This is a genomic window from Iodobacter ciconiae, from assembly GCF_003952345.1.
Classification (GTDB): Bacteria; Pseudomonadota; Gammaproteobacteria; order Burkholderiales; family Chitinibacteraceae; genus Iodobacter; species Iodobacter ciconiae.
Genome location: NZ_CP034433.1, coordinates 284537 through 302496, shown reverse-complemented (window position 1 = coordinate 302496; position 17960 = coordinate 284537). Strand labels below are relative to the sequence as shown.

18 protein-coding genes and 1 tRNA gene are annotated in these 17960 nt (G+C 47.4%); 10 read left to right on the top strand and 9 right to left on the bottom strand.

The features are described 5' to 3' along the window. Positions 1-59 precede the first annotated feature (59 nt). Positions 60-464, bottom strand: a complete 405-nt coding sequence (gene msrB / locus EJO50_RS01285; RefSeq protein WP_125971212.1) for a peptide-methionine (R)-S-oxide reductase MsrB — start codon at positions 462-464, stop codon at positions 60-62. A gap of 272 nt (positions 465-736) precedes the next feature. Then, a complete protein-coding gene (locus EJO50_RS01280) occupies positions 737-1549 on the bottom strand; it encodes an alpha/beta hydrolase (protein ID WP_125971211.1) in 813 nt (270 codons plus the stop codon). A 62-nt stretch (positions 1550-1611) separates the two neighbouring features. On the opposite strand from EJO50_RS01280, the gene EJO50_RS01275 reads away from it, so the two are divergent. From EJO50_RS01275 to EJO50_RS17080, 3 genes are all read left to right on the top strand, one after another. After that, on the top strand, positions 1612-1938 hold the full coding sequence (locus EJO50_RS01275; RefSeq protein WP_125971210.1) for a hypothetical protein: 327 nt from the start codon (positions 1612-1614) through the stop codon (positions 1936-1938). A 134-nt stretch (positions 1939-2072) separates the two neighbouring features. Beyond that, positions 2073-3974, top strand: coding sequence for a molecular chaperone HtpG (gene htpG, locus EJO50_RS01270; RefSeq protein ID WP_125971209.1), 1902 nt, complete (start codon positions 2073-2075; stop codon positions 3972-3974). A gap of 412 nt (positions 3975-4386) precedes the next feature. Then, positions 4387-4524, top strand: a complete 138-nt coding sequence (locus EJO50_RS17080) for a hypothetical protein (protein ID WP_164521396.1) — start codon at positions 4387-4389, stop codon at positions 4522-4524. A gap of 124 nt (positions 4525-4648) precedes the next feature. On the opposite strand, the gene EJO50_RS01265 is transcribed toward EJO50_RS17080, so the two are convergent. The 3 genes from EJO50_RS01265 to EJO50_RS01255 all read right to left on the bottom strand — a co-directional run bounded on the left by EJO50_RS01265 (position 4649) and on the right by EJO50_RS01255 (position 6580). Beyond that, positions 4649-5227, bottom strand: coding sequence for a hypothetical protein (locus EJO50_RS01265; protein ID WP_125971208.1), 579 nt, complete (start codon positions 5225-5227; stop codon positions 4649-4651). A 94-nt stretch (positions 5228-5321) separates the two neighbouring features. After that, positions 5322-6383, bottom strand: coding sequence for a histidinol-phosphate transaminase (gene hisC / locus EJO50_RS01260; RefSeq protein WP_125971207.1), 1062 nt, complete (start codon positions 6381-6383; stop codon positions 5322-5324). A gap of 112 nt (positions 6384-6495) precedes the next feature. Beyond that, a tRNA-Leu gene (locus EJO50_RS01255) sits at positions 6496-6580 on the bottom strand. A 309-nt stretch (positions 6581-6889) separates the two neighbouring features. On the opposite strand from EJO50_RS01255, the gene EJO50_RS01250 reads away from it, so the two are divergent. Further along, positions 6890-7390, top strand: coding sequence for a hypothetical protein (locus tag EJO50_RS01250; RefSeq protein WP_125971206.1), 501 nt, complete (start codon positions 6890-6892; stop codon positions 7388-7390). A gap of 437 nt (positions 7391-7827) precedes the next feature. Here EJO50_RS01250 and EJO50_RS01245 read toward each other — a convergent pair whose 3' ends face one another. After that, positions 7828-9828 carry an LTA synthase family protein gene (locus tag EJO50_RS01245; protein ID WP_125971205.1) on the bottom strand — a complete coding sequence of 667 codons (2001 nt, stop codon included), beginning with the start codon at positions 9826-9828 and terminating at the stop codon, positions 7828-7830. 641 nt (positions 9829-10469) lie between these two features. On the opposite strand from EJO50_RS01245, the gene EJO50_RS01240 reads away from it, so the two are divergent. The 6 genes from EJO50_RS01240 to EJO50_RS01215 all read left to right on the top strand — a co-directional run bounded on the left by EJO50_RS01240 (position 10470) and on the right by EJO50_RS01215 (position 15692). Then, positions 10470-11585, top strand: coding sequence for an STAS domain-containing protein (locus EJO50_RS01240; RefSeq protein ID WP_125971204.1), 1116 nt, complete (start codon positions 10470-10472; stop codon positions 11583-11585). Positions 11586-11646: 61 nt separating this feature from the next. After that, entirely contained in the window at positions 11647-12180 is a 534-nt protein-coding gene (gene hslV / locus EJO50_RS01235) for an ATP-dependent protease subunit HslV (protein WP_125971203.1), read from the top strand. A 164-nt stretch (positions 12181-12344) separates the two neighbouring features. Next, complete coding sequence (locus EJO50_RS01230) at positions 12345-13160, top strand: response regulator (protein ID WP_125971202.1); 816 nt, start codon at positions 12345-12347, stop codon at positions 13158-13160. A gap of 122 nt (positions 13161-13282) precedes the next feature. Next, entirely contained in the window at positions 13283-14248 is a 966-nt protein-coding gene (locus EJO50_RS01225; RefSeq protein ID WP_125971201.1) for a biotin--[acetyl-CoA-carboxylase] ligase, read from the top strand. Next, positions 14245-14985, top strand: coding sequence for a type III pantothenate kinase (locus EJO50_RS01220; protein ID WP_125971200.1), 741 nt, complete (start codon positions 14245-14247; stop codon positions 14983-14985). The genes EJO50_RS01225 and EJO50_RS01220 overlap by 4 nt, the downstream gene beginning before the upstream one ends. Further along, the gene (locus tag EJO50_RS01215) at positions 14982-15692 is read left to right on the top strand and encodes an SPOR domain-containing protein (RefSeq protein ID WP_125971199.1); all 711 of its coding nucleotides are present in this window, start codon (positions 14982-14984) and stop codon (positions 15690-15692) included. The genes EJO50_RS01220 and EJO50_RS01215 overlap by 4 nt, the downstream gene beginning before the upstream one ends. Positions 15693-15723: 31 nt before the next feature. On the opposite strand, the gene EJO50_RS01210 is transcribed toward EJO50_RS01215, so the two are convergent. Genes EJO50_RS01210 through EJO50_RS01200 form a run of 3 tightly spaced genes read right to left on the bottom strand, consistent with a single transcriptional unit; the run spans position 15724 to position 17825 of the window. Next, positions 15724-16047 carry a hypothetical protein gene (locus EJO50_RS01210; RefSeq protein ID WP_125971198.1) on the bottom strand — a complete coding sequence of 108 codons (324 nt, stop codon included), beginning with the start codon at positions 16045-16047 and terminating at the stop codon, positions 15724-15726. Then, the gene (locus EJO50_RS01205) at positions 16044-17411 is read right to left on the bottom strand and encodes a flagellar assembly protein T N-terminal domain-containing protein (protein WP_125971197.1); all 1368 of its coding nucleotides are present in this window, start codon (positions 17409-17411) and stop codon (positions 16044-16046) included. Before EJO50_RS01205 ends, EJO50_RS01210 begins: the two co-directional genes overlap by 4 nt. Then, positions 17412-17825, bottom strand: a complete 414-nt coding sequence (locus tag EJO50_RS01200; protein WP_125971196.1) for an LPP20 family lipoprotein — start codon at positions 17823-17825, stop codon at positions 17412-17414. Positions 17826-17960: the final 135 nt, after the last annotated feature.

Below are 17960 nucleotides of genomic sequence, written 5' to 3'. Positions count from 1 at the left end.
TCTACTGCTTGAAGAGGATTCAGGCTGTACCGGCAATTAGGGTAAAAATAACAAGCCAATTAATCACTACCATGTGGTTTAAATTCGATCGACACCGAGTTAATACAATAACGCTCGCCGGTTGGCATAGGGCCATCCGGAAAAACATGGCCCAGATGTGCATCACAATGACTGCAACGCACTTCCACCCGGATCATGCCGTGGCTGCCATCCCGGATCCGCTGAATATTTGCTCCTGCCGCCTCGGCCCAAAAACTGGGCCAGCCGCAGCCTGCATCAAATTTACGTTCTGATTCAAACAGCATCGTGCCACAACAAATACAATGATACTTACCACTGCCTGTCTGGCGATAATGCTCACCCGAAAACGCCCGCTCTGTACCACCTTCTCTGGCTACGCGATATGCTTCGGCACTGAGCTGCTCACGCCACTCTGTATCACTTTTCTTTATTTTCTCGCCCATTTTAAAACTCCATGACGTCTGGCCAGGTAGAAATTACATCTAAGAACTCTGTAGACACCAAAATCGCTATGAACACCGAGCACACAAAGAAAAAAACCATATTTACGGGATAGTTTTAAGAAATAAATCTGTCGGACTTCACCCAACTTGCAATGATTCTTAATTCCTAAACTGTTTTTCTCTGTGAAACTCCGTGCCCTCTGGGATCGAAGTAGTTCAAGATTTAGGTTTTGCAAAATCAAACTATTTAGCTATTTATTTAAAATATAAATTTAATCTTGCGGATAAGTCTGCTCTAGCCACTGCAGCATTTCTTTAGCCACTTGCGTTTTATAGAAATCCGCCATCATGGCATGTCCACAGTCTTCAATCATGATCGCTCTGGAATGCCAGGCACTGGCGCAAGCATGAACATCGCTGGCAGGAATCAGCTGATCTGCCCCCGCACCCAATACCAGGCAGGGTAATTGAGGGCAGTTTAAACCGGCAAAGGGATGAGGGATCGCCATTTCTGTTAAGGCCAGTATTGATTCGGGCTGGGCACGTGCCGCAAAGTAATCAACCATCGCCCGCTCTGTTTTAGATGAAAACAATAGCTCGCGCACAAAGCTTGGATTACCGGCAGCTGCCGCACCATGCCATTGAAACTGCCCCAGATTCCACAATAAACCGGGCTGGGAAGCCATTAAATGCGCAAAAGACACCGCAACCCCATGGGGAGCAACGCTCGCCAATAACACCATCCCCGCTAGCCTCGCCTGCCTGGCCACCCGCTGGGCAACCAGCCCCCCCATTGAGTGCCCTACCAGCACGGGAGGCTCCGGCATATCCGCAATTATCATCAGAACATCTTTGACGTAGTCATCAATCCCAAAATGATCCAGCCTCTCTCTACCCATACTGCCAGCATGGCCACGTAAGCTAGGTGCAATGACATCCCAGCCCGATTCTGTAAAATAAGGCAGAAAATAACTCTCCCAGCACCAGGAGCCTGCGTAAGCACCATGAATCATAAGTAAAGGAGGTGAGTTCTTTCGCTTTTTTACGGCATCAGCCTTTAAAATCTCAAGTGTATAAATGCTCATATGTACTTTTTTCCCAGCCCGCTTAAACTAAATACGCAGCTCATCATTATTAAGGATCCGCAATGCCCTACATTTCACGCGACTCAGAAGGCCAGATTAGCGCTATTTTTCGCGATGCCAATGTCACTGCCAGCGAATTTGTCCCACTAAATGCACCAGAGCTGGTGAGCTTTATGGGAATCCCCGCCAATACCGAATTATTTCATTCTTTAGACAGTGATTTAATTCGGGTCATTGAAGACGTCATCGACGCACTTATCCGTAAAAACTTGCTTTTACTAACCGATCTTCCGGCAGAAGCCCAGACCAAGATTTTGGCCAGACGTAATTTAAGACAAAGCTTGCCACAGGGTACCAGCATCTTATCGCCAAATGACGGTTTAATTTAATTTGCCTAAAGTTATCAATCCGTCCTGTTAATCAGGGCAGGATGTTTAAATTTAGTGTCCTTCGGGCTTGAACAGTAGCCTGCCGGCCCCATTTATCAAAACATCCTTGTTCAACTTATTAAGCAGAGCACTTCATGGCAAAAGAAACACTGGGCTTTCAGACCGAAGTTAAACAGCTATTACAGCTGATGATCCACTCTCTTTACTCTAATAAAGAGATTTTCCTGCGCGAGCTGATCTCTAATGCATCTGACGCTTGCGACAAGCTGCGCTTTGAGGCACTGAATGATGCAAGCTTGTACGGGGATGACAGCGAGTTAAAGATCAGCCTTTCCTTTGATAAAGAAGCACGTACGCTGACGTTAAGCGACAACGGTATCGGTATGAGCCGTGACGAAGTCGTGAAAAATATCGGTACGATTGCCCGCTCTGGTACTAAAGAGTTTTTTGGCAAGCTCTCTGGCGATGCCCAGAAAGACGCTAATCTGATTGGTCAGTTTGGTGTAGGTTTTTACTCTGCCTTTATCGTGGCAGATAAAGTTACCCTTACATCACGCCGCGCCGGTGAAACCACTGCTACTCAATGGGAATCCGCAGGCGATGGCGAATTTACGCTAGAAGAAGTAGCCAAAGAAGGCCGTGGTACCGAGATCGTGCTGCATCTGAAAGAAGGCGAAGACGAATATCTGTCGGATTGGAGCCTGCGCTCAATTATCCGTAAATATTCCGACCACATCACCCTGCCGATCTTTATGCCGAAAACAGCCGGCTACGATGATGAAGGCAATGTCACCCCGGCTGAAGGTGTTGAAGCAGTTAACCAGGCTTCTGCACTGTGGGCGCGTCCAAAATCTGAAATCAGCGACGAGCAATACACCGAATTCTATAAACATGTGTCGCACGATTTTGAAGCGCCACTGGCATGGAGCCATGCCCGCGTAGAAGGCAAGCAGGAATACACTGAACTGCTGTACATCCCCAAACGTGCTCCGTTTGATATGCACGACCGTGAACGCCGCCATGGCATCAAGCTCTATGTGCGCCGCGTATTTATCATGGAAGACGCAGAAAAGCTGCTGCCACAATATCTGCGCTTTGTGCGCGGCCTGATCGACAGCAGCAATTTGCCACTCAATGTGAGCCGTGAAATTTTGCAACACAGCAAAGACATTGAGCAGATTAAGCAAGGTTGCGTGAAGAAGGTACTGGGTTTACTCGAATCCATGGCTAATTCTGATGATGCTGCAGAGCAAGCCAAGTATGCGACTTTCTGGGAGCAATTTGGCCGCGTCATGAAAGAAGGTGTTGCCGAAGACTTTGCCAATAAAGACCGCATCGCAGGCCTGCTGCGCTTTGCCTCGTCACATACTGATTCCACAGATCAAAATGTCAGCCTTGCCGCCTATGTAGGCCGCATGAAAGAAGGCCAGGACAAGATCTACTTTATTACTGCCGACAGCTTTGCTGCCGCTAAAAATAGCCCGCACCTTGAAGTCTTCCGCAAGAAAGGCATCGAAGTGCTGCTGATGAGCGAGCGCGTTGACGAGTGGATGATCTCTGGCTTAACCGAATTTGATGGTAAAAAGCTGCAATCTGTCACTAAAGGTGAGCTGGATCTGTCCAACTTCGAAAACGAAGAAGAGAAACAGCAGCAGGAAGCGGCCGCCAGCGAGCTAAAAGACGTGCTGGATAAAGTAAAAGCGGTACTGGGCGACAAAGTAAAAGACGTTCGCGTCACCAACCGCCTGACCGACAGCCCGGCTTGCATCGTGGTAGAAAATCAGGATATGAGCGCAAACTTAGAGCGCCTGTTGAAATCTGCCGGCCAGGATGTAAAAGGCAGCAAGCCGATTCTGGAAATCAACCCGGAACATATGCTGGTGAAAAAGCTGAAAGCCGAGCTGGAAGGCGAACGCTTTGGCGACTGGACCGAACTCTTGTTCGATCAGGCTCAGCTGGCAGAAGGCGCACAGCTGGATGACCCAGCAACCTTTGTGAAGCGCTTAAACAGCCTGATGATATCGGTAGCTGCTTAAAGTAAGAATGGCGTAGCCAAGCTGTGTTTACTTGGCTACGCCATATGGAAACGTTCAAACATGCTGTGTAATGCGCTGGGGGATGAAGCAGGCCCTGCGCACAATAACAACGCTCTCAGTACAGGGCTTTGCCCCCCCTGAAAACACGCCGAGCGAGGAACAAGCGAGGTGGGGAAGCCGTCAATTCGTGTTTGAGCGAAGCAAGAAAGGAAGGTCCAGCGGGACGCCCGCACCTAAATCAACGTGCCGAAGGCACTGAAAAGCATTTTTTTGATTCTGGTTAGTGCACAAGCGGTAAAATCCCTAGCCTGCCAAGCAATCATTAATCACACTCCAGCAATACTTTCACCCTTACCCCCCAATATCGCGTAGGCTGGCGGTGCCAAATGGCATAACAGCAGGAATTAATATCATGGCTAAGGGTCAGGCACGCAGTAATCGCGAAACTAAAAAACCAAAGAAAGATAAAGTGGTAACTACGCCCGCTACTACTTTCGGCAATGCGGCTGCACAGGCCAGCGCGCAAATCAATGAAGCAAAAAAGAAGTAAATACTGTAAATATACGCAATGCGTTTGAATCGATTCCACACTTATTTTGCAATTGATACAAATCTTTACCCTTTAAAAAATGGCCGCTCTTTTAAGCGGCCATTTTTTATTTTAAACCATGTCTTTAAAACAATTCGATATCCCCTGATTCCGGCCCTGCACTTTCATCACTGACCACGGGCACCATGCTTGCAGCCAAAGACAATGCTTGTCGAATATCCATGCCATTCAAGATATCATCAAATAGCTTTTTCTCTTGCTCCATCGAGTATTGCGAGCGGATACGGTCTTGTAGCTCCATCCATTCTGATGGTACATAAAGACGATTTCGATCCGAAACCAGCTCGGCCAGCCCGCTAATTGTGCCGCACACATGATCCAGGCGCTGTGATAAACGATCATAAAACTGAAATGCAATCACTGCCTGCATATTACGCTGGCCAATTTCTGCAATTTTACTGTCTAAATCAAGCTCTGCCGGCAGGGATGAGGCTTGCGCTAATAAATCATTACGTAAAGATTCAATCCGGTCATGAGTGTCTGCAAAAGAAAACGCCAATGCATTAAGCGATGCATTACTTTCCGCCACAGCATGCTTTACTTGTGCCACAGCAATACCCAGCATCAGCATTGTTTCACGTACCTGACTCCAATCCAAATCCGGATTACGTGCAGCAGAGCCACCAGCAGGAAGTTCGATCATTTTAAGCATCACCGAAGAAAGGCAGAACACTCAATTTATAGATTTAAACGACCAAGCTTGCCCAAACAATCTTGAGCAAACTTATTAACGGCCTTTAGGAAGATAGTAGCGCCTGTAAGGCCTCTATCAGGGAGTTGCTTTCTTTATCCGTACCTATGCTGATACGTAAAAACTGATCAATACGATGCTGCTTAAAATGCCGCACAATAATTGAGCGTTCACGCAAAGCTGCAGCCAGCTGAGCCGCATCGTAATCCGGGTGACGGGCAAAAATAAAATTTGCAGCCGAGGGCAATACTTCAAAGCCCATCTGGGTCATGGCAAAGCTTAAATGATCACGCGTTGCAATAATGGACTGGCAAGTCTGCTGAAAATAGGCTTCATCCGCAAAAGAAGCCGCCGCCCCCGCCAGTGCGGCCTTATCCAGCGGATAAGAATTAAAACTATTTTTAACCCGCTCCAGCGCTTCTATTAAATCTGCATGACCAATGGCAAAACCCACGCGTAAGCCTGCTAAAGAGCGTGATTTAGACAGCGTTTGCACCACTAATAGATTCGGGTAGCGATTCACCAGAGAAATAGCACTGACTCCGCCAAAATCGATATAAGCCTCATCCACCACAACTACCTGTTGCGGATGGCGCTGCAACAACGCTTCTACGACCTCTACAGAGAGCAATTTAGCAGTGGGTGCATTGGGATTAGGAAAAATAATTGCGCCACAGGGCTGATCATAATCGTCGATATTGATCGCAAAATCGGCAGTCAGCGGCACAAGACGGTAATCAATACCATACAGGCCACAATAGACCGGGTAAAAACTGTAGCTGATATCGGGAAACAACAGCGGTGCATCATGCTTAAGCAGCGCGGCAAAAGCATGGGCGAGCACCTCATCCGAGCCATTACCCAGAAATACCTGCGATTTATCCACTCCATGATAAGCCGCGATGGCCGCTTTTAAATGATCCCCGTTCGGGTCCGGATACAGCCTTAGCGTGTCGGCCAGCTCGCCCTGCATAGCTTGCAAGACTTTAGGCGACGGGCCGTAGGGATTTTCATTGGTATTGAGTTTAATGAGATTTGTCAGCTTAGGCTGCTCCCCCGGCACATAGGGAGTAAGCGTTTTGACAAGCGGGCTCCAGAATTGGCTCATATCTCAGACTCATGTGGGATCAAGCCTCTATCTTATCAGCTGCCGCGCAAATGCAAAAACGCCGGATTCTTACAAAAAGAATCCGGCGTTTTTAATATTCTACTCTCTAAAATGGTGCCGACAGAGAGACTCGAACTCTCACGACCTAAGTCACTACCCCCTCAAGATAGCGTGTCTACCAATTTCACCATGTCGGCATTCAAATACATGCTTCGTCAGAAGCAGAGAGGCACGCATAATAGTATAAAAGTTTAAGCGAGTCTACACCCGATCTATAAAAGTACTAAAAAAAGTACGATAGGCTGATTTTTTGCAAATCTCTTCAAACAGAGCGCACATGTTTGAATTATTCATTTCTATCCGTTGATACTTATCATTAGAATAAGATAGATATAAGTATTACAACCTACACAGGTGCAGCACTGCAAATAAAATGTCGCGAAATAAAATCAAGCAACTAAATAATTTAACCTATACCACCTAAAATAATGAAGAGGAGTCACAATATGAGTCAAATACAGACCTACACCCTGATCGCCCAGGCATGCAGCCAGCTACCGGAGAGCCTGCGTCAGAACGATGGTATCCGCCAGGCGATTGTCAGCATCAAAGAGCGCTATCCACAGTGGCTAACAATCAGCGCCCATGATGTCCAGGAATTAAGCAAAATATCTAAAACACTGGCACGGGCCTTTAGCGGCAGTAAAACAGCCAGCATCACCTTGCAATTTGCTGCGCTGTGTGAAGTATCCAGCGAGTTGTTTAAAGAGGTGAAAGATATTCGCAAAGAGATCAAAAATATCATCAAAAGTAACGAGCAGGCCCTGCTGGACGATAATGTCGGTGCCCTGGCCTACGTGCCCGAATTTCGCCGCTGCATGGGCCCGGCGCTGGCCCGCTCCATCGTATTAAGAAACTTCGCCAATATGGTCGATGCCGTACTCCTCGCCCAGATTCAGTATTCTGATGAAAATGTAGAAATCGAATTATTGATTGAAGCGGCGTAATTCACGCCCGCACACACAAACGCCACCTTGATGAGGTGGCGTTTTTATTGGCTGCTGATGCGGCAAAGTAAAACCCAAATCCTGAACCACGGAAGGCACAGAGAACACGGAGTTTCACGGAGAAAAACTGAGAGTAAATTAAGTTGTTTTTGTTTGAAGCATTCTTCAATGCACACCAATTTGAATTTCAATTATTACTCATCGCACGGGGCTTAAATCCCCCTGAAGCAGGCCGAAGCGAAGTGGGGTAGTCGTCAATTCGTGTTTGAGCGAAGCAAGTTGAATTGACGCCACCTCGATTGTCCGCAGTGAGGGACCTTCGTGCCGTCTGGAGTGGCCTTCTTTGGCTCCGTTTCTTGTCCACACAAGAAAAGAAGGCCCCGCGGTGGCTACCGCACCCAAATCAACGTGCCGAAGGCACTTAAACCTCCAACTGATTACTTCCCCCCGCTATGCGTCAGCATGTAATCCGATACCGTGTAGTAATCCCTTAATTGCTGCTTCATTCTGGCAGCAATCTCCGGATGCTCCCGGGCTTTATCTACCGAAGGGGTATTGGATTTCATATCAAACAAGCCACCACTTTTTTTGCTCACTTGCATAATGTAATACCAGTCTTTATTCAGGATCCCAATCTCGCCGCCTTCATCAGGGTAAATCGTAAAGGCAAAACGGGAAGCATCAAAGCGCGGATCAAGCAAATCACGGCCCATGCCTTTGTTTATATATGACAAATTAAAAAGGCCAGCGATGGTCGGCAAAATATCAATTTGCGAAGCGGTTTTATCGTAACGGGCCGGTTTTAATAGCTTAGGCGCGTAAAGAATAAAGGGCGTATGCACCGAAGAGAGTTTTAAATCCTGAAACGCACGTGGCACATTCGGGCCTACATCGTGGCCCATGGCGCGAATACCGTGATCACCAAAAAATACAAATACTGTATTATCGAAATAAGCCTCTTTTTTGGCAACTTCTATGAATTTTTCTATACAGTAATCCATATAGCGAAATGAATTATATTCATCCACCGCAGCAAAGCCATTGGCATGCAATTCAGCGACACTTGGATTTTTTAATTTAAAATCAGTATCTTCTGCCGGAATCGTATAAGGGCGATGATTGCCCGAGGTTTGAATCACGGCAAAGAATGGTGATTTTTTCTCCCGGAAAACTTTATTTGCTTCATAGAACAGGTTTTTATCCGAAATCCCCCATACATCATTACGCGGGGCACTATAACTACCCTCTTCGTGAATCTTTAAGCCATCAATATTTCTGGTCAGCACGCCGCGTACATTGGCCCAGGTGGTGCTGCCGCCAATAAAATAATCTTTCTCGTAGCCTTTAAAGGCATTAATTAATACATTCTGATTTACAGCTGCCGGATTGCGGCTGGAAGTGTCTCTTAAATCCACATCCGGAATGCCCGATAAGCCTGCGAAAATACCACGTGCCGTGCCAAAGTGTGGAGTATAGAGACGGTCAAACCAGATGCTTTCTTTGGCCATTTGGGTAAAGAATGGCGTGGTCTCCAGCGGGTTACCATAAAGACTGGTTTTGTAGCCGGAGAACGATTCCAGGTAAACCATCACCACATTGGGCTGGCCCTTAAACGCAGTGGGCTTAGGCTGGATATGGCGATCAAAATTCAGTGTTTTAGCATCGGGATGATCCACCCCTAAATATGCAGCAACCGCAGGGTATGCGGCCCGCACATCGTCAATCGAATAGGTGTCTTTGCTATACGACATGGTGTCGAAAAAATTTAAAGCAGGATTCAGCGCTACTGCGGCGGCAAAGCTGTTAGTGCTGTAATAGGCATCGCTCCAGCGCAGCGGGTATTGCGAAAACTTGCCGTGTATCCCCAGCAAAGTCGCCAGTAAAGACAGCAGCGCCAGCAAACTGGTTTTCCATTTACCCGCCTCCCAGCCCGCAAAACGCGAAACCCGGCGCATCAGACCCGCCACACCCCATGTCAGCAAACACACAGATAAAGCCCAGACCAATGTTAGCTTGCCCACAGGATAAGTTGACCAAACCATGCCGGCTGATTCATCCAGGTTGTATAAAAAATTCAGCACACTGGCAGAAAGCTTGACGCCCAGATAGGAATAATGGGCAAAGTCGACCATATGGCTAAAAACCAGCACGGCAAACACCAGTGCAAACCAAACCAGCCACAGCCGCTTGCTCAGCCCTTCTTTAAATGGTGTTGTCAGTTTAAAGCCACCAAGCAGCAGCACTGGTGCAAGACTTAAAAGACCCAGTCGCAAATCAAAGCGCGTACCAAGTAATAAAGACTCCGCCAGCAAATGGCCAGGCAAAGGATCAGCTTTATTACCAAAAACCGTAGCAAAACCCAGCCTGATCAAAAGCCCCAGGGCAATGAACGCCAGCAAATAGACGATGGTAAAGCGAAATAAGCGAGGAATGCGCATAGCTCTGTGTTTGATTTATTTTCCGGATCCGTAATTCTACCTGATGTTTTGAAAGTGCCCACACCTACATTGCAATCAAGTTGCACTAACTGCCAGCAGCCATACCTATATACAGTGGGAATATAAACAATCGGGTAATCGGCACTTAACAAAATCGTCATTCATTCAAGGCCCAGATCTATAGGAATTAAAATTAAAAAAAAACAGGGTCTTCTCTGCTACTTATATTTTCCGAAAAATCGCCTTTACTGTGAGTAGATTGAAATCAATTTTTTCGATACACACAGCGCAGTGAAAACAGCATAAATTTCTATACAGAAGGGCTCATTCAGGCCATAAAGACCCTGCAGCAAGGGATAAGATGTAAATAATGCGCTCTAGCAATCAATATTTGCTAAGCAAAATTGCGGCCTGCATATAAAAATAGCTAAAACCCAAAACTGACACAAACCACAAAACATATAAAAAAAACCTATAAAAATTACAACAACAGAAAGAAATAGTTATTAAACAACTTAAATATCTTACAAAAAAAACCAACTTACCTATGCGTAAAATAATCAGCCAAAAATATACTAAAAAGCTTAGAATTGAAGGGAAATTAAACTGGCAACACACCCATTTATACTGGATTATCAAAAGTGGCTTTTTCATTTATCCGTAAGAAATTTACCCCTGATGTACCTGCCCATTTACCTGCTATGAAAGGCAATGGAAGTACAAATACACCAGCTGCAGAACCGGACTTAAGCCTTACACAGCTAAGCATTGAAGTAGTTGATAATAAATCTCAGCTCACACCCATTCAGGAAGAAGCTGCCATGCTGCACAGCAGCGGGCAAAGTGACTTAGCCTTACAATTATTACAAACTGAAATAAGAAAAATAAGCGGACTGCGCCAAACTGAAACATGGTTAATGCTATTTGAATTATTGCAACAGCATAATGATAAATTTCTATTTGATGAAATCGCCTTACAATTTGTCCTGGAGTTTGAAAAAACACCACCTGCATGGCGCGAAGTAAGCGAGCAAAAAAACAGCGAGCAATCTAATTACTATCTATTTTCTGCAGTATTAAATGGCCATCAGATTGACCAGGAAATCGCATCATTTGAAGCTGCATGCAAAAATCACCATCATTTACGTATAGATTTAGCCCGGGTTACCCAGATTGACACTATTGCCGCAGCTGAATTACTGGCTCTGTGGCAGCGTTGTGCCAAAAATAAGATTAGGCTGCAATTATTGGGTCGAGCAGAAATAGAATCACTACTGCGTAAACGCATTAAAACAGGCAGGGCGATTCCTGCGGAAGCGCCTTTATGGCTGCTTCTTATTGAATTGCAACAAATTCAGGGCCTGCAAAATGAGTTTGAAAATCTGGCTATTGATTATGCAATTACTTTTGAAGTTTCTCCGCCTTCCTGGATTCCTATCGATTCATTGCCCGACCTTCCCCCGCTTGCAAACGTTAATTTATCCGCTTCAGCCTCCGATCGCCTGTTCATTCAAGGCGACTTACTCCATACCAAGCCGGAGCAATTGGCAATTATTCGTGATTTTGTGAGCCTGCATAATTTTCCGGTACTCGATTTTCATGCAGTGCATCGTCTTGATTTTGATTCTGCGGGGCAATTGCTTGGCCTGTGCATGGAAAATCCTCAGCAAATTACCTTTTGTAATGTCAATGCCCTGATCTTGGCCCTGTTTCGTATTATGGGAATAACCGAGCTGGCCGTGCTGTCCTTAGCTTAGACTTGTAATTTCCCTACCCAGCCGCCACATCAGGCTTATACGACTATTTTGGAAAGATTAAATGGAACAATTTGATGGCACAACAATTGTCTCGGTTCGGCGGGGTGATTTAGTAGCAGTGGGTGGTGACGGACAGGTTACGCTGGGAAATGTAGTCATCAAGGGCACCGCACGTAAAGTGCGTAAGCTGTATAACGATAAAGTGATTGTTGGCTTTGCCGGTGGTACCGCTGACGCTTTTACCCTGTTTGAGCGCTTTGAAACCAAGCTGGAAAAACACCAGGGCCATCTGACCCGTGCCGCCGTAGAGCTTGCCAAAGACTGGCGCACCGATCGCATGCTGCGCCGTCTGGAAGCCATGCTGATCGTCGCCGACAAAACAGCCACACTGATCATTACCGGTAATGGTGATGTACTGGAGCCGGAACACGGTATTGCAGCAATTGGCTCTGGCGGCGCATTTGCACAATCTGCTGCCCGCGCCCTGCTGGAAAACACCGATTTAGCGCCTGAAATAGTTGTTAAAAAAGCACTGGAAATCGCTGGCGATATTTGTATCTATACCAATCAAAATCATACAATTGAAACAATGTAAGTCATCCCGATACACAGCCCACATCAATCATGATGTGGGCTGATAATGAAGCTCTATTTATTTGGTCTCTATAAATATTTTAAAATCACGTATAACTGCTTCTTTTATCTAACAAAATCACCATAGCCAGCTATAAAGAAAAGTAAATTCGGGATGATCAAATCATGACCAAACACTTTTCAATTGGCGAATTACGGGTTATTTTGCTGGAGCCCTCTTCTGCACAAAATAAACTGATTACCTCCAAACTTAAATTACTCGGAATTAGCGATGTCCTTTCTTTTGAGCTGGGCTCACAAGCGCTAAGCTCACTTAAAACAGATAACAGCCCCAATTTAGTTCTCAGCGCCATGTATCTGAAAGATATGACAGGCATTGATTTACTCACCCAGCTGCGCAATAACCCGGACACCCAGGATATTGCTTTCGTACTGATTTCCAGCGAAACCCAGCCCAAGGTACTGGAGCCACTTCGCCAGCTTGGTGCGTGCGCTATTATTCCCAAACCATTTACTTCTGAAAACCTTGACCATGCCCTCTGTGTTTCCCTCGATTACCTCTCTGAAGATTTAACGCTGGATCAGGACGATCTGGATTTAGATATGCTCAGAGTTTTACTTGTTGATGATTCAAAAGCAGCACGCAATTACATGCGCAAAGTACTGGAAAACCTGGGGGTACGTAATATCAAAGAAGCCAGTAATGGGCACGAAGGCGTACAGATGCTGGAAGAGTCCGTATTTGATTTACTAATCACCGATTACAATATGCCGGAAATGGATGGTAAAGAGCTTATTGAATTCGTGCGTCAAAATAGCTGGCAAGGCAATATCCCTATATTAATGGTTTCATCTGAAAGCGACGGTGGCCGCCTTGCGGGTGTAATTCAGGCAGGTGTATCCGGTATCTGCGATAAGCCTTTCGAGCCATCGGTTGTCCGGGGGCTGCTCGAAAAAATTCTGCGCGATCACCAACCCTGATCTGCTCTTTTTATTCATTTCTAATATGCTCTGGAGTGGTTTTTTTAACTATTTAGGTATCCTTTAGGCCATATACAGCCATGCAGGTGGAGCTTATCCCTGCTTGTCGCTAGAATGTCGCCATGTTGCATACACTTACACTTCTTCGTCAGCTAAATGCCAATGAATTTACCTCTGGCGAAACCATTGCCAAAGGGCTGGGCATTTCAAGATCTGCCGTTTCCGGTGCGCTGGCTCGCAGCAGCGAATATGGAATCAAGCTGGAACGCCGCCATGGCGTGGGCTATAAACTGACCCGGGCTATTGAATGGCTGGATCACAATCAAATCTGCCAGCGGCTCCGCCCCCACAGTCCGTTTTCTCTACAACTGATTGATGAAATCGATTCAACTAACCGTACCCTAAGACAAGAAAATGCAACCCCCGGTACCATGCTCGCGGCAGAGTGGCAAAACGCCGGACGAGGCCGTTTAGGCCGTCAATGGGTTGGCAGCTTAGGAGGCAGCCTGCTATTTTCTGTCGTCTGGCGCTTTAGTGGCGGAATAAGCAGGCTGGCAGGCTTAAGCCTTGCCGTGGGTATTGCTCTGACAAGGGCACTCGAAAAACAAGGCTATCAGGGTATAGGACTAAAATGGCCTAACGATGTACTGTGCAGCACGGGCAAACTGGCAGGGATATTAATTGAGCTATCAGGGGACGCCCTAGGGCCTGCAGATGCAGTAATCGGGATAGGCTTAAATCTGTGCCTGTCCAGTGACGAGCGTATTCATGCCGATAATGCGGCAGACCTGAGTGATTGTTCAGGCCCCGCGCCAGCTCGCAACGCATTACTTGCAGCCATTTTGAATGAGCTGGCCGATATTTTGCCCCGTTTTGATCATGAGGGCTTTGCACCGCTTCGGGCCGAATGGGAAGCGCGGCACCTGTGGCAGGGTATGCAGGCCAGATTAATTTCCCCTGATGGCAAAGAAAATCGTGGCCGCATCATTGGTGTGGCAGAAGATGGTGCATTAAGAATGGCGGGGGAAGATGGATTGAAAACAGCCTATGCGGGCGACGTGAGTTTACGCAGGGTAAATGCAGAATGAATACACTTTTAATTGATCTGGGTAATACACGTATTAAATGGGCCCATTGTGAAGGAGATCTCCGTAAGGCAGAGGGCTTTATTCTTAATACCGATTTTGAACAGCTGCTTCAGAAATTAAGCCTCCTGCCCCGGCCACAGCTCATTTATGGCTGCACAGTGGGAGCCCCTCAGCTTGCTGACGGACTGGATGCTTTTTGCCAGACTCAATGGCAGCGCTCTATTGAATGGCTGCAAGTCAGTCGGCAAGCACTGGGCATCCATAATAGCTATCGGCATTTAGAACAGCAGGGGCCTGATCGCTGGGCCGCTGTGCTGGGTGCACGCAGCTTGTTTCCTGAGAAAGCCTTGCTGATTGCAAGCGCCGGTACAGCGCTTACAGTGGATGCACTCACTGAGGACAATGAATTTTTAGGCGGCATGATTTTACCTGGATTGCGTCTGATGAAATCAGCCCTAGCCCAACAAACTGAGCGTTTAACCGTAAGCGATGGTGCTTTTCATGATTTTCCGCGCTGCACCACTGATGCCATTCACACCGGCTGTCTAAGCGCTCTGGCAGGCAGTATTATAACAATGCATGCCCGCTTGTCTTTACGGGGAGACACCCCACTCTGTATATTATCGGGCGGAGATGCCGCCACTGTTGCCCCGCTTCTAAGCGCCTACCAACCCATCATTGCCGAACAGCTGGTGCTGCACGGCCTTGCAGCCCTTGCCCGGAATAATGCTTCATGAAATGGTTTTGTGCTCTGCTACTTGTCGCCAATTTAGTCCTTTGGGCCTATCCGTCACGGCCTGTCGCCATCCCGCGCGTAAATGCCGAAATCAATGCCGATAAAGTTAAACTCATTGCCAGCCTGCCTGTACAGATAGCACTGCGGCCAGCCTCGCCCGTTCAAGCACAGGAAGCCGAAACAGCCAGCGCCACAGTCATTAAGCCCACTCCCAAACCCACCCCGGCACCAACGCCGGTATTGAAAGCGGAAGTCGCCACGGCATGCATGCAATGGAGTGGCATTGGGCAGGAACAAACAAGCACCATGCGGGCCCGCTTAAAATCATGGGGAATAAGCAGTACGGAAACCAGCGTCAGCGGCAAAGTGTGGGTTTATATTCCACCTCAAACCGACATTGAACTTGCCAAGAAAAAAGCACAGCAGCTTAGCGATCAGGGCGTGCGTGACTATTATGTGATCAATAATGGGGGGCGCTGGCAAAACTCAATCTCGCTTGGGGTATTTAGTGGCCGCGAAGGAGCTGATCGCCGCCTGAATGAGCTTAGAAACCAGGGTGTAAAATCAGCGGTAGTCAGGGAACGCGATGATAGCCCCTCCCATGTCACCTTTGCTTTACGTAAAGTTTCTGCAGATCAGCAGCAAAAGCTGGAAAAAATGACCAAGCAGTTGAAAGGCGCACAGCTACAGCAAAGTAAATGCTCTTAATTCCAGATAAATAAAACGCTCTGGCGATCGATTATGGATAACTGTATAAGCGCCAACGCAGCTCGTTTTCTTGGATGCTTGTTAATTTCGACTCTGCGGCAGGTGCAGCAGGCATTGCAGAAACAGAGCGAGGTAGCATCGTTGCAGGCAAAGTTTGCACATGAGGCTCTGGCCTTGCCATCACCACAGGGCCATTTTTTGCCAAAGCGCCATGAGCCGCAGCTGGTGCATGTGCTGCTTTTGCCCGCGAATGGCCGGGTTTTCGCACATAGCGGCTGGAGCTATAAGAAGATGCTTCAACACAGCTCATACTCAGTAACAAACCAAGCACAATAGTAAAACGCAGAGGATTCATCGTGATTCCTTCATACTAAAACGCACGTAATCGCCAACTTCCGGACGAATACTGCCGTTTTCTAAAATAGCAATAGCAAACAAAGGCTGCACTTGAGTAATGGTTACTGCACTTAGCAGTGCCTCTGGTGTCCCCAGTGACATGCTGCTATCGCCATTCACTGCCGCAACCAATTGATGGGGACCACTGACCTTGAACAGCTGCAACTTATCGCCTTTACTAAGCCTTGCCGTACTGCCCGCATCAATATAAATCCGATCTTTTTCCACCCGGCTGATCCTTGCAGCAAAGGCCTGACAAGCTAAAACATCATCAACACCCGCCACAATCTGCCCAAGCTGCTGCTCAACTATTTTGCCAAAATCGGTTTCATAAAACCGGCGTGAACCAAAAACACTATCCCTGCTTTGCATCACATTTCCGCTGGCCGAATCGGCAAAGCGCTGCTGCTTTAACAATGCCCCGCTGGCTCCGTCAAATACATAAACATCGGCCTCAAAACGGCGTGAAGAAGGGCCGGTTTTAACGCTTAACTCGGCCATTGCCGGCATCCAGCCATGAAACCTGAGCATAGGAATACTGGGCCCCATTTTACGCTCACCAGTACGAATGTCTCCCCCCCAAGCCAGACCTATCTGATCACCGTAAGCAGCCAGATCTCGAACCACCCCCCCCACAACAAACTGAGTGCCATAACGACGCGCCAGTTCTCTGACCCGTTCCGGTTGCAATACCGGATCATAAAAGCCGGGCTGCAAATTAAAAGCGGCTTCATTTACTGTACGCTGGGGCAGATAACGATCTGATGCGGATAACATGCGGCTGAGCTCTTGCTGCATGCCATCCTGAAAATGGGAAATATCATTGGCATCAACAGGATTTTGCAGCTGGAAATGCGCAAGCAGCAGTTTTTTACGATAGGCAAAGTCAGATTGCGGGCATTCACGGGCCGATGCGGACCTGCCCCCCCCCACACTTTGCGCCCCAGCAGCTGTTGCAACAGTGCTTGCAAGCACTGCAGCTGGAGTAGAGGCTGCGATTTTGTCCCCGGCAACAGGTACTGGTTTTGGGTCTGTCTCAATCATTACATGGTAAAAGCTACCTTCACGCCATTCCCGTAATAATTGATACCGGTCCAGACTTTGAACCGGATAGACACGCTGCAACTCGCTGACCCGGCCATTTTCAACGTGGCTACTCGCCTCAATCTTAGCCCCGCTCCATAAGGAGGCCTGCATCAGGGCGTCCTGAATTGCCTCCTGCCTTGCCATGGGGATTCCTCCCACACCAATTGCAGATAAACCTTCAATTTCTGCGGCAGAGGTATTTAAGGCCAGTAGCAAGAGCACGCAGGCTTTAATCAATTAACGGCCCCGCATCGCAAAATTATTCTGATTCGATGACTCACTTACCAGCTTAGACATATCCAGCTCTAATACGGTTTCATAAGCGCCCTCAGGCAGGGCATTCATCGAGACAACCCGTGCGCCACGCAGATAGGCATCGACATAAATACGAAAGCTATCATTTTGCACCGCCAAAGCGGCTACCGTGCTGTTGCCTGCCAATCTAAAGCCCTGCACCATTTCTGCCAGTGCACGATAAGCATCCAGCTTTGAGGCACGCATCGACATCAGGCGGCGCTGGGCACCAGACAAACCTTCAATTTGGGGCGGCGCTCCATAACCCGCCACAGAGACCAGGCCTTCTTCTGCATATGATGTCCCTGAACAGGCCAGTAAAGCGACCAGTAACACCAGTGTACGTTTGATCCGCATTTTTATACCGCCTTCTTTTTAGAGCCGAATTTACTTTAGCATAACGGCCAGCCTTCATAATCTGACTAAAGACCAAGCCCTTCACTGCGTTATCGGCAAGAATCAGGAAAAATAAAGCTATTTTCTGCGAAATAA

What these genes read in the sequence shown, in the direction of transcription:
- msrB (WP_125971212.1), bottom strand. Translation starts at nt 464, where the DNA reads ATGGGCGAGAAAATAAAGAAAAGTGATACAGAGTGGCGTGAGCAGCTC.
- EJO50_RS01280 (WP_125971211.1), bottom strand. Translation starts at nt 1,549, where the DNA reads ATGAGCATTTATACACTTGAGATTTTAAAGGCTGATGCCGTAAAAAAG.
- EJO50_RS01275 (WP_125971210.1), top strand. Translation starts at nt 1,612, where the DNA reads ATGCCCTACATTTCACGCGACTCAGAAGGCCAGATTAGCGCTATTTTT.
- htpG (WP_125971209.1), top strand. Translation starts at nt 2,073, where the DNA reads ATGGCAAAAGAAACACTGGGCTTTCAGACCGAAGTTAAACAGCTATTA.
- EJO50_RS17080 (WP_164521396.1), top strand. Translation starts at nt 4,387, where the DNA reads ATGGCTAAGGGTCAGGCACGCAGTAATCGCGAAACTAAAAAACCAAAG.
- EJO50_RS01265 (WP_125971208.1), bottom strand. Translation starts at nt 5,227, where the DNA reads ATGATCGAACTTCCTGCTGGTGGCTCTGCTGCACGTAATCCGGATTTG.
- hisC (WP_125971207.1), bottom strand. Translation starts at nt 6,383, where the DNA reads ATGAGCCAATTCTGGAGCCCGCTTGTCAAAACGCTTACTCCCTATGTG.
- EJO50_RS01250 (WP_125971206.1), top strand. Translation starts at nt 6,890, where the DNA reads ATGAGTCAAATACAGACCTACACCCTGATCGCCCAGGCATGCAGCCAG.
- EJO50_RS01245 (WP_125971205.1), bottom strand. Translation starts at nt 9,828, where the DNA reads ATGCGCATTCCTCGCTTATTTCGCTTTACCATCGTCTATTTGCTGGCG.
- hslV (WP_125971203.1), top strand. Translation starts at nt 11,647, where the DNA reads ATGGAACAATTTGATGGCACAACAATTGTCTCGGTTCGGCGGGGTGAT.
- EJO50_RS01230 (WP_125971202.1), top strand. Translation starts at nt 12,345, where the DNA reads ATGACCAAACACTTTTCAATTGGCGAATTACGGGTTATTTTGCTGGAG.
- EJO50_RS01225 (WP_125971201.1), top strand. Translation starts at nt 13,283, where the DNA reads ATGTTGCATACACTTACACTTCTTCGTCAGCTAAATGCCAATGAATTT.
- EJO50_RS01220 (WP_125971200.1), top strand. Translation starts at nt 14,245, where the DNA reads ATGAATACACTTTTAATTGATCTGGGTAATACACGTATTAAATGGGCC.
- EJO50_RS01215 (WP_125971199.1), top strand. Translation starts at nt 14,982, where the DNA reads ATGAAATGGTTTTGTGCTCTGCTACTTGTCGCCAATTTAGTCCTTTGG.
- EJO50_RS01210 (WP_125971198.1), bottom strand. Translation starts at nt 16,047, where the DNA reads ATGAATCCTCTGCGTTTTACTATTGTGCTTGGTTTGTTACTGAGTATG.
- EJO50_RS01200 (WP_125971196.1), bottom strand. Translation starts at nt 17,825, where the DNA reads ATGCGGATCAAACGTACACTGGTGTTACTGGTCGCTTTACTGGCCTGT.